Origin of the sequence: Streptomyces sp. (genome assembly GCF_035563135.1) — a bacterium.
Classification (GTDB): domain Bacteria; phylum Actinomycetota; class Actinomycetes; order Streptomycetales; family Streptomycetaceae; genus Streptomyces.
Map to the genome: position 1 here is coordinate 13822 of NZ_DATMVN010000443.1, position 13268 is coordinate 27089.

Genomic DNA, 13268 nt, shown 5'->3' on the forward strand with positions numbered 1-13268 from the left:
TGGTGGGTCATCGAAAACCCGCCCGGATTCCCCCAGTTGGAGAAAACCGCAGGTGAGCGGGCCCTCAGTCGGCTGAGGACGGATCACCCGTCACACACGATGGGTCACTCACCTCGGAGGAGGGCGACGGTCCTCCAGTCCGGCGGTGAGCCGTCCCTTCCCGTTGGCTCGGAGGGTGGGGTCGGATCCGCTCTCTGCGGCAGAGGTTCGACGCCACAGGGACGGGACACGCGGTGCTCTACCGGTCGCACGACGCGATCGGTGTCACCGTCATGCCGGCGGCGGACGAGAGGCCCGGCCCGCATGCCGAGGTGAGCGCACGGGTGAGATGTGCGCTTGAGCGCCCCTGGGTTTCTCTCACAGGTCGGTGAAGCGCCGCAGGCCGGCCGCCGCGAAGTCCCGCAGCCCCGCCACGAGGTCGCGCAGGGCGCCACCGGCGTAGTGATCGCGGTCCCAGCCCGCGTACAGCGGGACGGTCAACAGCCCTTCGGGCCCGCGGACGACCAGTTCCCGCAGGCCGAACTGCGCGGCATCGGTGACCAGGCAGACGCCGCTGCCACGAGCGGCCAGGGACTGGGCCAGGGCGGCGGAGCTCGTCTCGGTCACGATGTCGGGGGCCAGCCCGGCACGGCTGACCGCCTCGTCCAGGACCAGCCGGGCGACGTTGGAACGGCTCATGAGGATCAGTGGTTCGGCGACCAGGTCGGCGAGGTCGAGGACGTCCCGGTCGGCGTACCGGTGGCCTACGGGCAGCTGCGCCATGACCGGAGTACGGCCCAGAAAGGCGGACTCCATTGTGGCCGGTGCGGGGAAGGTCGAGATGCCGATGTCGGCGTCGCTGTTCGCCAAGGCGTCGAAGACATCGTTCGGGTCGGTCTGGAGCGCGTCACGGAAGACGGGGCCGGTGGTGCTCCGCGCCATGTAGGGCGCCAGGAAACTGACGACGGTCGACGGGGAGGCCACCACGGTGAACTCCGAGCCTTGCTCGCCGTCCCCGATCGCGGCCATGACCTCGGTCGCCTGTTCGGCGCGGCGCACCAGGTCCCTGGCGACGGGGCGAAAGCGCCGTCCGGCGGCGTTCAGCGTCAGAGAACCGGGCCGCCGGGTGAACAGTCGCACGCCCAGTTCCTGCTCCAGGCCCGCGAGCTGCCGGGACAGGGAGGGCTGGGCGACGTGCACGCGCCGCGCCGCGGCCGTGACCGACTCGGCTTCCGCGATGGCGAGGAAGTAGCGCAAGACCCGAATTTCCATGAACGGCTCCTGACGTTCTCTCCCCGAGTTCCGCTTACTCGGGCCTGTCCATGCCTCAAAGGCATGGGGTTGCTGTCAACCAAGTATTAGACGGCATCGGGAGTCGAAACCAGACTGAGCCCGTACGTGCAGCGCCTCGTCCGTCGTCGCCGCCGTCCCGAGGTCCGAGTCGACCGGCCCTGGGTGAAGCAAGCATCCCTGTCCCCCGGAGGACCCATGCACGCCACTGAACAGCCGCACGCGCCGTCCGGTGCCACACCGCAGGCCAGAAGGGCCGGCCTTGCCTCGTTCGTCGGCACCACCATCGAGTGGTACGACTTCTTCGTCTACGGCACCGCGTCGGCGCTCGTCTTCGGAAAGCTGTTCTTCCCCGACGTCTCCCCGGCCGCGGGTGTGCTCGCCTCTTTCGCGACCTTCTGGGTCGGCTTCCTCGCCCGGCCACTCGGCGGCATCGTCTTCGGACACTTCGGCGACCGGATGGGCCGCAAGGGCACGCTGGTCACCACCCTGCTGCTGATGGGTGGCGCCACCTTCCTCGTCGGTGTCCTGCCCACCCACGCGCAGATCGGCGTCGCCGCACCGATGCTGCTGGCCCTCCTGCGCGCCGTGCAGGGCATCGCCGTCGGCGGCGAGTGGGGCGGCGCCGTCCTGATGGCCTCGGAGAACGCGCCCAAGGGCCGGGGATCACTGTTTGCGATGCTGGTCCAGCAAGGATCTCCGGCTGGTTCCATCCTCGCCACCCTGGTCTTCCTCGCCGTGGGCGGCCTCGATGACCAAGCGTTTCTGTCGTGGGGCTGGCGGCTGCCGTTCCTGTTCTCCGGGCTGCTCGTCATCGTCGCGCTCGTCATCCGCCTCAAGGTCGAGGAGTCCGACGAGTTCGAACGGATCAAGGAGGAGGGCACGGTGGCGAGACTGCCCGTGGTGGAGGTCGTACGCACCGCCTGGCGGATCGTGCTCCTCGGCATCGGCGCCTCGATCATGGGTATCTCCGCTGCCTACTTCACCAACACGTTCGTCCTGTCGTGGACCACCAACGAACTGCACATCGACCGGCAGACGATGCTCTACGTGCTGCTCGGCGTGTCCGTCGTGCAGTTCCTGTGGCAGCCCGCGGCCGCGCTGCTCTCCGAGCGGGTCGGTGAAACGCGCTTCATGGTGTGCTCACTGCTCGCCAACGTCCTCGCCGCCGTACCCATGTTCTGGCTGATCGGCACCGAGCAGCCGGTCCTCGCCTTCCTCGGCATCGCGCTCGCCACCGTCGCCGGCTCCGGCTACTACGCCGTCCTCGCCGGGTTCTTGGCCGCCGCGTTCCCCTCCCGGGTCCGCTACACGGGAATCTCACTCGCCTACCAGCTCTGCTCCACCCTGATCGGCGGCACCACCCCCATGGCGGCACAGGCGCTCCTCACCTGGGGCTCCGGCTCCATCTGGCCGGTCGTCGCGTTCTACGTCGTCCTGCTCCTGATGACCGCCGGGTGCGTGGCCGCTCTCGCCCGCGTCACCGCACGACGCGTCGCCGGCGTGTCGCAGGGGGAACCGCTCCCCGTCTGATCCACCGGGCAGGGGTCGCCGGCCGGTCGGGGGGAGCCCCTCCGGCCACCAGCCCCGTACTTCGCTCACCCCAACGTCTCGACACACGCCGCACAACAGGAGTGGTACCTCGTGCACCTCGACGCCCTTTTCCGCAACGGCCGCTTCACCACCCTCGTCCCCGGCCGGCCCGCCGCACACACGCTCGGTGTGTTCGGCGGCCGGATCGTGGGTCTGGACGACGATGTCACCGGGTGCACGGCGGACACAGTCGTCGACCTCGCCGGAGCCCCCGCCGTCCCCGGTTTCAACGACGCGCACCATCACCTGAGTATGGTCGGCAAGGGCCTGCGCGAACTCGACGTCTCCTACGAAGCGGCACCCGGTCTCGAGGCCCTCTACCGGGCAGTGGCTGAGCGGTGCTCCACGCTCCCCGCGGACGCGTGGGTGTTCGGTGCCGGCTACGACCAGAACAAGATCGGTGCCCATCCGACCGCCGAGGGTCTCGACCGGGCCGCCGCCGGACGGCCGGTCTGGCTGGTGCACAACTCCCACCACATGGCCGTGGCGAGCACCGAAGCGTTCCGCCGGGCGGGTTTCCCTGACCTCGCGGCGGTGCCCGACGTGGCCGGCGGCCACGTCGAACGCGACGCGGACGGGAGGGCGACCGGCCTGCTCCAGGAGACCACGGCGATGCACCTGGTCGAGCGGCTGCTCAGGCCGGAGCCGGCCGCCGAGTGGACGGCCAACATCGCGCGCGGCGCACGGGCCGCGGTGGAAGTGGGCCTCACCAGCGTGACCGAACCCGGAATCGGCGTCGTACACGGGATCGGCAACGGCCCCGCCGACCTGGACGCCTACCTCCGCACCCGCGAACGCGGCGAACTCGCGGTGCGCATGACGGTCATGCCCTACATCACCGCACTGCACGACTGCGGCGCGTTCGAACCCGGCAACGAGTGGTACGGACTCGACCTCGGCCTGCGCAGCGGGTTCGGGGACGAGTGGCTGCGTGTGGGACCGACGAAGATCATGGCGGACGGCTCGCTCATCGGACGGTCCGCCGCCATGTGCTGCGATTACCACGACGCCCCCGGGAACAAGGGATTCCTGCAGTTCGAGCGCGAGGAGTTGAGCCGGTACATCCTCGACGCGCACCGGTGCAACTGGCAGATCGCCACGCACGCGATCGGCGACGCCGCTCTGGACGCGGTCCTCGACGCCTACGAGGAGGCACAGCTCAGGTACCCGCGCCCCGATGCGCGGCACCGCGTCGAACACGCCGCGGTCACCAGCGAGCGGCAGGTCGCGCGCATCGCCGCGATGGGTCTGGTGCCGGTGCCTCAAGGCCGCTTCCTCTCGGAGATCGGCGACGGCCTCCTCACCGCCCTGGGCCCCGAACGTGCCCTCCTCGCCTACCGCATGCGGTCCTTCCTCGACGCCGGGGTCGAGCTGCCCGGCTCCACCGACGCCCCGGTCGTCGCCCCCGACCCGCTGCTGAGCATCCACGACATGGTCAACCGGCGTACGGCCTCGGGCGCACCGATCGCCCCCGCCGAGGCGGTCACTGCGTACGAGGCGCTGCGCGCCTACACCACCGGCTCCGCCTACGCCGTCCACGAAGAACACATCAAGGGCACCCTGGCACGCGGCATGCTGGCGGACTTCACCTTGCTCAGCGACGACCTGCTGGCCGTGGCGCCCGAGCGGATCAGCGAACTGACCGTGGGGGCCACCGTCATCGGCGGCCGGGTTGCCCACGACGCGGGAGCTCTCACACGGGTGTGCTGAGCCGCCCCGGCCTCGGCCGGCCTGGCTGACGTCGGAATCGCGCGCAGCGCCTCCGACGAGCGGCAGACCACCGGGGCGGCCGCGACGGGCAACCGCTGAGAACCGCACATGCACAACTCCGTTGAAGCGCCTGTCATGTAACCCATCTACGGCTTCACCGGCCAGGTCGCCGTCGTCATCGTCGCCCGGACTCGGCCAGAAGCTGGTCGGCTTCGGCGGATGCCTCGGCGAACCCGGGATGATCGGTGATTCACTCGCAGTGCGCCAGGCGAAGGCTCACCGGCAGGGAGGCGCGTCGCGGACGGGGAGGAAGGCCAGACTGGGCCATGAGCAGAAGCCGGGGACCTCGGCCGGCACCGCGGCGGTGGCCTGGCCCGAGGAGACCACACTGAGAGTCTCCTGCCAGGTGGTGCCCCGGGGGCCGTGGCGGACGGGGCAGCCGGTAGGGATGTGCCGGGGATCGAGGACCTCCTCCGTAGAGGAGGGGATCGAGCCTCCAACAGCCCCGGAGCGGTTCAGGGCCTGATCTCTTCCCCTCCACGTAGTTCATTGACTTGACGGGCAAAATCCCTGGTGAGGTCAACCGACCCCGTAGAGACCCGGAAGGTCGGCCAGAAGGAGATCATCACGCCTGACCGCCAATTCGACCAGGTCCGGGTAGAAGCCGTGCAGGGAGAACAGAGCCAGCGTGGTGCCTGTGGTCTCATAGCCCTGGCCGGTGAGCAAGCCCTTGATGTGCTCGAGGCGTTGGAGGTCACCGGCACCGCGGCGGTGGCCTTGGCCTCACCGATCAGGGCGACCCGAGCGCGCGGCGCCTGCGGACGTTCACCCAGGGCGAGGGCGATGACGTCCACCTCGTGCTTGGTACGGGCCGCCGGGTCGGCGACCTCTGTGGTGCCGGCCGGGCCCGGCAGGCCCTCGGGGAGGAGCAGGTGGGCGTAGCGGCGAGTGAAGGCGCGGGCGGGATCCTCGAAATGCGGACCGAGGATCTTGGAGTTGAACGTCGGTGCGGCGGCCTGCCATGCCTGCTTCGCGAAGCCCTGCTCCCGCTGGATGCAGCCGGTGGACTTCAGGACGTCGAGCGGATGGGTGACAGCGTTGCGCTGCCGCTCCAGGGCCGCGCCGATCTTGGTGGGAGTGGTGGCACCCTGCGCGATCGCGGTGAGGATGTCGTAGTACAGGGTGTGATGAGTGATACGCGGATCCTCCCGCAGCAGGTACTCCGTCTCGGTACGCGAGTAGACGGCACGGCCGGGGTCCAGGAGGGTGCGGGTCAGCCAGGCAGCGAAGCCGTCGTTCGGGTGCGGGCGGGCGGCCACAGGCCGGTAGCCGGGGGCTCCGCCGAGGACGGCATGGACCCGCAGGGCGGTCGGTGGGTCGTCGATCTGCCAGAAGTCGCGGGCGGCCCGGTAATCGAAGGCGCCCAGCCGGAGGTCGATCACGGCGCGGCCCCGCAACGGCTTGGTACCCGAAAGCAGTTCCGCGCATGACGCTCATGGCGGAGCCGCAGAGGATCAACCGGGGGCCGGGGCCGCGCTGGCGCTCGTCATAGAGCTGCTGGAGTGGTGCTCGCCGGGGCCCACGCTCACCGGGGGCCGACCAGGCAGTTCGACGACCGCCGTACAGCCCTCGGGGACGGTGATCTGCGCGCGCAGTCCGTCCGGTGTCTGTTCCCAGGACACCGCAGCCGTCCCGTAGGGCGTCTCGTGGCGGGCCCTGGCCCAGGTGATGCCGCCACCCGGGCGGGGACGGAAACGCAGCGCCCGACAGCCGGGGGCGGCCGGTTCGAGCCCGGCGACGACGCGGTGCAGCCAGTCGGCGACGGCGCCGAGGGCGTAGTGGTTGAAGGAGGTCATGCCGCCGGGGTTGAGGGTGCCGTCCGGGCGCAGGCTGTCCCAGCGTTCCCAGACGGTGGTGGCGCCCATGGTGACGGGGTAGAGCCAGGAGGGGCACTCGGTCTGGGTGAGCAGCCGGTAGGCGACGTCGAGGTGTCCGGTGGCGGTGAGCGCGTCACAGATCAGGGGCGTACCGACAAAGCCGGTGGCGATGCGGGCGTCGTCTGCGCGCACCAGGTCCGCGAGCCGGTCACCGGCCCGGGTTCGCTGGTCGTCTCGGAGGAGTCCGAAGCACAGGGCCATCGAGTAGGCGGTGGGAGTGTCGCTCGTCATCCGGCCGTCCGGCCCCACATAGGCGTTCCGGAAGGCTTCGGCGACCTCGTCGGCGAGGCGGCCGTACTCCTGGGCGAGGCCGGCGTGGCCCAGTTCCCGCGCGGACCACTCCACGTGCCGGGCGGACCGGGCGAAGTAGGCGGTGGCCACCAGGTGACGGTCGGTGCGCGAGGCGGCCGGGTCGTCCGGCGGCGCCAGGGGATCCAGCCAGTCGCCCAGCTGGTCACCGGTGTCCCACAACCGGCTCTCCCCGGCCAGACGCGCCACCAGGTCGACCCAGGCGCGGCCCATGGGGAAGTGTCGACGCAGCAGTTCCAGGTCGCCGAAGCGCTGGTAGAGCACCCAGGGGGTGAGGGCGGCAACGTCGCCCCATGCAGCGCCGGGCTTGATCGGGGTCCACTGGGGACCGCCGGGTATGACCGGCACGTACCACGGGACGGTCCCGTCGGGGAGCTGCTCGGTCGCGACGTCGGTGAGCCAGGAGTCGAGCATGCCGGAGCAGTCGTACAGGAAGGAGGCGGTGGGGGCGAAGACCTGGATGTCGCCGGTCCAGCCGAGGCGTTCGTCACGCTGGGGGCAGTCGGTGGGGAGGTCGACGAAGTTGCCGCGCATGCTCCACACGACGTTCTCGTGCAACCGGTCGACCAGGGGGTCGCTGCACTCGAACCAGCCGGTGCGGCGCATGTCGGTGTGGTACACCCGCGCCACGACGGAACCGGGCTCCGGCTCACCCGGCCAGCCGCTCAGTTCGGCGTACCGGAAGCCGTGCAGGGTGAACCGTGGTTCCCAGGTTTGCCGCCCCCCGCCGTGCAAGGTGTAGACGTCCGTGGACACCGCCTCCCGCAGGGGGCGGGTGGCGAGTTCACCGTCCTGCAGCACCTCGGCGTGGCGCAGCGTGACCGTCGTGCCTTCCGGCCCGTCGACCCTGATACGCAGTCGGCCGACCAGGTTCTGACCGAAGTCGAGCAGGTACCGGCCGTCGGCCTTGGCGGTGACGGAGACCGGGGCGACCTCCTGCGTGCAGCGGACCGGAGGGCCGGTGGGTGCGACGAGCGTGCGGGGGTCCCTGGACGCGACCGCCACCGCCGTCCACGACCCGGGGTCCGGGGTGTACCGCGACGTGCACCAGGCCCGGTCGTGGAGGCGGGCGTCGAAGGTCTCGCCCTCGTAGAGACCGGTGAACAGGATCGGCCCGGCCCCCGCCCGCCAGGTGTCGTCCGTGGCGACGACGGTGGTGCTGCCGTCGGGGTGCGTCACCTCCAGCTGCGCGATGAGGGACTGGTCGGTGCCGTAGAGGTCGCGGTATCCGCCGTCGAAGCCGATACGGCCGCGGTACCAGCCGTCGGCGAGCCACGCGCCGATGACGTTGGGCCCCTCGGCGAGGTGGGCGGTGACGTCGTAGGTGCGGTACCGCAAACGTTCGCCGTAGACGGTCCAACCCGGGGAGAGGATGTCGTCACCCACCCGGCGGCCGTTGATCTCGGCCTCGTACAGGCCGTGGGCCGTGACGTAGAGGCGGGCGCCGGCGACGGGTCGCTCCAGGCGGAACTCCTTGCGGACGCGGGCGGGCCGGCGGTCGGTGCCCGGGGCCTGGGTCCACGCCGGCCCGACGGGTACGGCGGTCCAGTCGTCGTCGTGCAGGAGCCCCGCCTCCACCGTCCGGGCCTCGCTCCACGCCGAGGGATCGCCGTCGGCGTCGGGCCACACACGCACGCGGACCGACGCGCGCTCCCTGGAGCGCAGCGGCCCGCCGGGCCACGGCACGAGGATCTGGGCGGCCCCGGGTGTACGGCCGGTGCGGTGCACGGCACCGGCACCCCGGTCGATCTCCAGTTCGTAGGCGTCCTGGCGGGCCCAGCCGTCCGGAAGGCGCCACGAGACGCGGGGAGCGGGGACGCCGGTACCGAGACCGTCACGCAGGTGCTCGAACGTGACCGGGGCAGGCTGTGGGGACACTGCTGGGGGACCTTCCTGAAGAACGGGTGCGGGCTGTCGGCCGGTGCGGACCGCGGGGTGCCGCCGTCAGCCCTTGACGGCGCCTGAGGTGAGGCCCTTCATGACCTTCTGGTTGAGGAAGAGGTAGATCAGGAGGGTGCCGAAGACGTTGATGCAGATGGCTGCGAAGAGGGGGCCGTACTGGGTGGCACCGAAGTCACCGGTGAAGTTGAGCAGTCCGACCTGGATGGTGCGCAGGTCCTGGCCGTTGGTGAAGGTCAGCGCGATCAGCAGGTCGTTCCAGATGAAGAAGAACTGCACCAGGCCGACGGTGAGCAGGGCGTTGCGGACCAGGGGGAGGCTGATGGTCCAGAAGGCGCGCAGGATGCCGGCGCCGTCGATGGTGGCGGCCTCGAACAGTTCGCGGGGGACGCCCCGGTAGTAGGTGGCCATCATGAAGACGGTCAGGGGCAGGCCCGTGCCGGTGTAGGTGAGGATCAGCGGCCACAGGGTGCCGGACAGGCCGGTCTGGAAGTAGACCGTGAACAGGGGCAGCAGGATCATCTGCGGGGGCACCATCATGCCCGCGAGGAAGATGAGCAGGGTGAGGCTGCGGCCCTTCCACACCATGATCTGGAGGGCGAATCCGGCGGCCGTGCCGAGGAGCAGCATCAGGGCGAGGGCGGGTAGGACGGCGAGCAGGCTGTTCTGGACGTACAGGCCGATGTGGCCGGTGGTCCAGGCGTCGGTGTAGTTGCCCCACTCCCAGGTGGTGGGCAGGGACCAGGTGGAGTTGTTCAGGTAGTCGTCGTTGGACTTCAGCGACGTCAGGAACATCCAGATCATCGGGTAGATCTCGACGACCAGGAGGAGCACGACGACGAACCTGACCCACGACCGTCCCCCCCGGCGTCCGCGCCGGAACGTCGTCGGCGGGGTGCTCGCGGAGCCGGCGGAGGTCTTCGCCGGTGTGTCGATGATGGACATGACGGTCAGCCCTCCGTGAGGTCGCGCCGCGAGACGCGGTAGACGACCAGGCTCACCAGCAGGCACACCACGGTCAGCAGCAGGGCGATGGTGCTGCCGTAGCCGTAGTCGCTGTAGGTGAACGACGTCTGGAACATGTACAGGGTCAGCGGGGTGGTGCCCGTGCCGGGGCCGCCGTTGGTCAGGGCGACGATCGAGTCGAAGACCTTCAGCGTGCCGTTGATGCTGAAGATCAGCGAGGACATCAGCACGGGCAGGGACAGCGGCAGCACGATGTGGCGCACCAGCCGCAAGCCGGTCGCTCCGTCGAGGCGGGCGGACTCCAGGACCTCGTCGGGGATGTCGACCAGGCCGGCGAAGAGCAGGACGGCGTAGAAGCCCATGGAGCGCCAGATGTCCATGCCGATCAGGACCCAGAAGGCGCTGCCGGCGCTGCCGAAGAAGTCGACGGACTCGATGCCGACGGCGTTGAGGAGGGAGTTGACCGGTCCGGTCTGCGGGGCCACCTGGAAGAGCTTCTGGAAGAGCAGGCCGACGGCGACGGTGGGCAGCACCACGGGGAAGAACACGAGGGTGCGGATGAGCGCGGATGCGCGCTTGAGGAAGAAGACGTACAGCAGGGCCAGGAGGTAGCCGGCGACGACCTGTCCGGTGGTGACGACGGCGGCGTACTTGAGGGTGAACCACAGGGCGTCGTGGACGGCGGGGTCGTCGAGCAGGCGGGAGAAGTTGGCGAGGCCGTTGCCGGTGAAGCCCTCGATGGTGTTGCCCTGGGTGAAGGAGTACCCGAGCGACCACACCATCGGGACCAGCATGATCAGGGAGTAGACGAGGAGGGCGGGACCGAGCAGGAGGGCGATGGCCCTGCGGTCGCCGAGTACGCGGTGCATGGGGAGAGGTCCACTTTCCGTTGGGGAGACGGGGGCGGACCGCACGGGATGCGTCAGGAGCGCCGTGCGGTCCGCCCCCGGACCGGCTACTGGGCGGCCAGCGCGTCCTGGACGGTCTGCATGAACTGCTCGGGGCTCATGCTTCCGCCGGCCAGGCTCGCCGCGTTGGTCTGGCTGACAGTGGTGGCCTTGGTCCCGAACAGGGCCTCGAACCAGAGCACGTTCTCCTTCGAGGAGCTGATGGTGTCGCGGACCTGGGTGGTGACCTCGTTGGCGTCCTTCACCTCGGTGTTCACCTTGAAGCCGGAGATGGAGCCGTGGTCCTTCAGCGCGGTGCTGCCGTAGTTCTTCGCGATGCAGGAGACCCAGTCCCCGGTCTTCTTGTCGAAGGACTTCGCGGACAGGGTGATACCCAGGCCGACGTTGGACGGGTACTGGTCCGCCGAGCCCTTGCCACCGGTGACGGCGGGGAAAGGCATGAAGCCGATGTTCTCGGCGCCGACCTTGTTCTGCTCGGCGTCGGAGATGTTCGCCAGTGCCCAGCTGCCCATGTAGAACATGGCGGCCTTGCCGGCCAGGAACTCGTTCATCGCGGTGTCGTAGTCGATGGAGCCGACTCCCTTGCCGAAGTAGCCCTTCTTCCCCAGCGCGGCGACCTCCTCGGCCGCCTTCACATACTCGGGGTCGGTCAGCTTCGCCTTGCCGTCGGCCACCTTCTGCAGTGCGTCCGGGCCGAGGCTGCGGTAGAGGTATCCGCTGATCAGCCGGGTCAGGGGCCACCCCTGCTGGCCGGAGGCCGAGAACGGCTGGACGCCCTCGGACTCCAGCTTCGCCGCGGCGGCCACCAGTTCGTCCCAGGTGCCGGGCACCTTCAGGCCGTTCTCCGCGAAGACCTTCTCGTTGTAGAAGATTCCCTCGATGTTGTACTCGTAGGGCAGCACTTCCAGCTTGCCGCCGTACAGCGCCTTGATGGTGGAGACCGCGGCCGGCTCCAGCTGGTCCAGGACACCCAGTTCCTTGAGCTTCGCCTCCAGGTCGGCGACCTTGCCGGACGTGGCCAGCTGCTGGGTGAGCGCCGGGGCGTTGCCCGCCGCGAACTGCACCGGCAGCGCGTCCTGGCCGGCCAGCAACTGGAGCTTCTGGTCGAGGCTCGCCTGCGGAACGGTCTCCACCTTCAGCGGCAGAGCGTCGTCCGCCGGCTTGCACGTGTCCTTGGACAGGGTCGTCAGCGCGCTCTTGACGGTGGTGTTCTCGGTGACGCTCAGGTAGCTGAAGTCCTTCGGTGTCGCCCCTGATCCCCCTCCGGTCCCACCGCACGCGGAGACGAGAAGAACCGTCGCGACGGCGCCCGCGGACAGCCCTGCTGCACGGGTCCTGCGGGCACGGGACGTGTCAGTGATCACAGCTGGCTCCCAGTCATCGTTGAGGTGAGGCTCACGGCGCGGGCCCGCAGGGACGAGAACACCCTGGGTTTGTGTAACGTTCTTCACGCCGGAATGTGCACAACAGTGCATGCAGCACGCTGTGACGTCAAGACATGGGGCGGTAACTTCGACGAAAAGCAGCGGTACTTGGCCACTGCCCGCCACTTCGTGTAAACCGTTGTATTCACACGTAACAGACCAGGGGGCACCGGAATGCAGCAGGATCCTCGACCGAAGAAGCGGGTCACGATCACGGATGTGGCCCGTCACGCGGGAGTGTCCACCGCAGCAGTCTCCAAGGTGCTGCGCAACGCCTACGGCGTGAGCGACGCCATGCGCGAGAAGGTGGGCGCGGCCATCGCGGAGCTCAACTACCGGCCGCACGCCGCGGCCCGGGGCATGCGAGGACGGACCTACACGATCGGCGTGCTGCTGGACAACATCCGCAACACGTTCTTCGCCGACATCCTCGACGGTGTCCGCGACACACTGCAGGACAGCGAGTACACCGTCATGGTCGGCGCGGCGGGATTCGGCGCCGAGGCGCAGAGCAAGACCACCCGCGCGATGGTCGACCGGCAGATGGACGGCCTTATCCTGATCGCGCCGGGAAGCCCTCGGGCCGAGGTCCTGGCCACGGCCCAGTCGACGCCCACGGTCGTCATCGGCCACCACGACACCTCCGACCTCCATGACTCCGTCGTCGACGCCGACGGGATGGGTGCCGCACTCGTCGTGGACCATCTGGTCTCACTCGGCCACCGCGGGATCGGCCTCGTCTCGTCGCCCGGCTCCAGGTCGAGCAGATGGGCCCGCACCCCGGAGATCGTCCTGACCAACGGCTACACCGGGGCGATGGGCCGGCACGGACTGGCCGGGCACACCCGCGTCTGCCGTGCCGCCTACTCCGACGACGGCGGGTACAAGGCGGGCATGAGCCTGCTGACCGGCGACGACCGGCCCACCGCCATCATGGCGGGCGCCGACGTCGCCGCACTGGGTGTCTGGCGGGCGGCCCACGAACTGGGGTTGCGGGTGCCCGAGGATCTCTCTCTGGTCGGGTACAACAACACCGCGCTGGCCGACCTCGCCACCGTTCAGCTCACCAGTGTCGACCAGGCCGGCCACGACATGGGCAGCACGGCCGCGCGCCTGCTGATCGAGCGCGTCGAGGGCCGCCGTGAGCGTGCCGTGCAGACGACCATGACGCCGCGCCTGGTCGTCCGCGGCAGCACCGCGCCAGCCTCCGCGCGGGCGTGAAAGGGGGAGGCGGGGCGTGCCGCGTCGGCGCG

Annotated in this window: 8 protein-coding genes and 1 pseudogene; 3 read left to right on the forward strand and 6 right to left on the reverse strand. The window is 69.8% G+C overall.

Translation table 11 applies throughout. The features are described 5' to 3' along the window. Positions 1–357: 357 nt before the first annotated feature. Positions 358–1251: a LysR family transcriptional regulator gene (locus VN520_RS19565; protein ID WP_325748220.1), complete on the reverse strand. Its 894-nt coding sequence runs from the start codon at positions 1249–1251 to the stop codon at positions 358–360. A 216-nt stretch (positions 1252–1467) separates the two neighbouring features. Between VN520_RS19565 and VN520_RS19570 the strand changes: the two genes are divergently transcribed. Together VN520_RS19570 and VN520_RS19575 are read left to right on the forward strand one after the other, a co-directional pair. Beyond that, positions 1468–2802, forward strand: a complete 1335-nt coding sequence (locus VN520_RS19570; protein WP_325748221.1) for an MFS transporter — start codon at positions 1468–1470, stop codon at positions 2800–2802. A 111-nt stretch (positions 2803–2913) separates the two neighbouring features. After that, positions 2914–4572 (forward strand): amidohydrolase, encoded by a 1659-nt coding sequence (locus VN520_RS19575; RefSeq protein ID WP_325748222.1) that lies wholly within the window; start codon positions 2914–2916, stop codon positions 4570–4572. Positions 4573–5151: 579 nt separating this feature from the next. Here VN520_RS19575 and VN520_RS19580 read toward each other — a convergent pair. The 5 genes and pseudogenes from VN520_RS19580 to VN520_RS19600 form a co-directional block, all read right to left on the reverse strand. Then, a pseudogene (locus tag VN520_RS19580) lies at positions 5152–6135 on the reverse strand (AAA family ATPase); the annotation flags it as partial. Beyond that, the gene (locus VN520_RS19585; RefSeq protein WP_325748223.1) at positions 6087–8696 is read right to left on the reverse strand and encodes a family 78 glycoside hydrolase catalytic domain; all 2610 of its coding nucleotides are present in this window, start codon (positions 8694–8696) and stop codon (positions 6087–6089) included. The pseudogene VN520_RS19580 and the gene VN520_RS19585, both read right to left, overlap by 49 nt. Before the next feature lie 66 nt (positions 8697–8762). Then, positions 8763–9662: a carbohydrate ABC transporter permease gene (locus tag VN520_RS19590; protein WP_325748224.1), complete on the reverse strand. Its 900-nt coding sequence runs from the start codon at positions 9660–9662 to the stop codon at positions 8763–8765. 5 nt (positions 9663–9667) lie between these two features. Continuing rightward, positions 9668–10552, reverse strand: coding sequence for a sugar ABC transporter permease (locus tag VN520_RS19595; RefSeq protein ID WP_325748225.1), 885 nt, complete (start codon positions 10550–10552; stop codon positions 9668–9670). An 86-nt stretch (positions 10553–10638) separates the two neighbouring features. Further along, a complete protein-coding gene (locus VN520_RS19600; protein WP_325748226.1) occupies positions 10639–11955 on the reverse strand; it encodes an ABC transporter substrate-binding protein in 1317 nt (438 codons plus the stop codon). Positions 11956–12189: 234 nt separating this feature from the next. Here VN520_RS19600 and VN520_RS19605 point away from each other — a divergent pair, with 234 nt between their 5' ends. Beyond that, a complete protein-coding gene (locus tag VN520_RS19605) occupies positions 12190–13236 on the forward strand; it encodes a LacI family DNA-binding transcriptional regulator (protein WP_325748227.1) in 1047 nt (348 codons plus the stop codon). Positions 13237–13268: the final 32 nt, after the last annotated feature.

What these genes read in the sequence shown, in the direction of transcription:
- VN520_RS19565 (WP_325748220.1), bottom strand. Translation starts at nt 1,251, where the DNA reads ATGGAAATTCGGGTCTTGCGCTACTTCCTCGCCATCGCGGAAGCCGAG.
- VN520_RS19605 (WP_325748227.1), top strand. Translation starts at nt 12,190, where the DNA reads ATGCAGCAGGATCCTCGACCGAAGAAGCGGGTCACGATCACGGATGTG.
- VN520_RS19570 (WP_325748221.1), top strand. Translation starts at nt 1,468, where the DNA reads ATGCACGCCACTGAACAGCCGCACGCGCCGTCCGGTGCCACACCGCAG.
- VN520_RS19595 (WP_325748225.1), bottom strand. Translation starts at nt 10,552, where the DNA reads ATGCACCGCGTACTCGGCGACCGCAGGGCCATCGCCCTCCTGCTCGGT.
- VN520_RS19590 (WP_325748224.1), bottom strand. Translation starts at nt 9,662, where the DNA reads ATGTCCATCATCGACACACCGGCGAAGACCTCCGCCGGCTCCGCGAGC.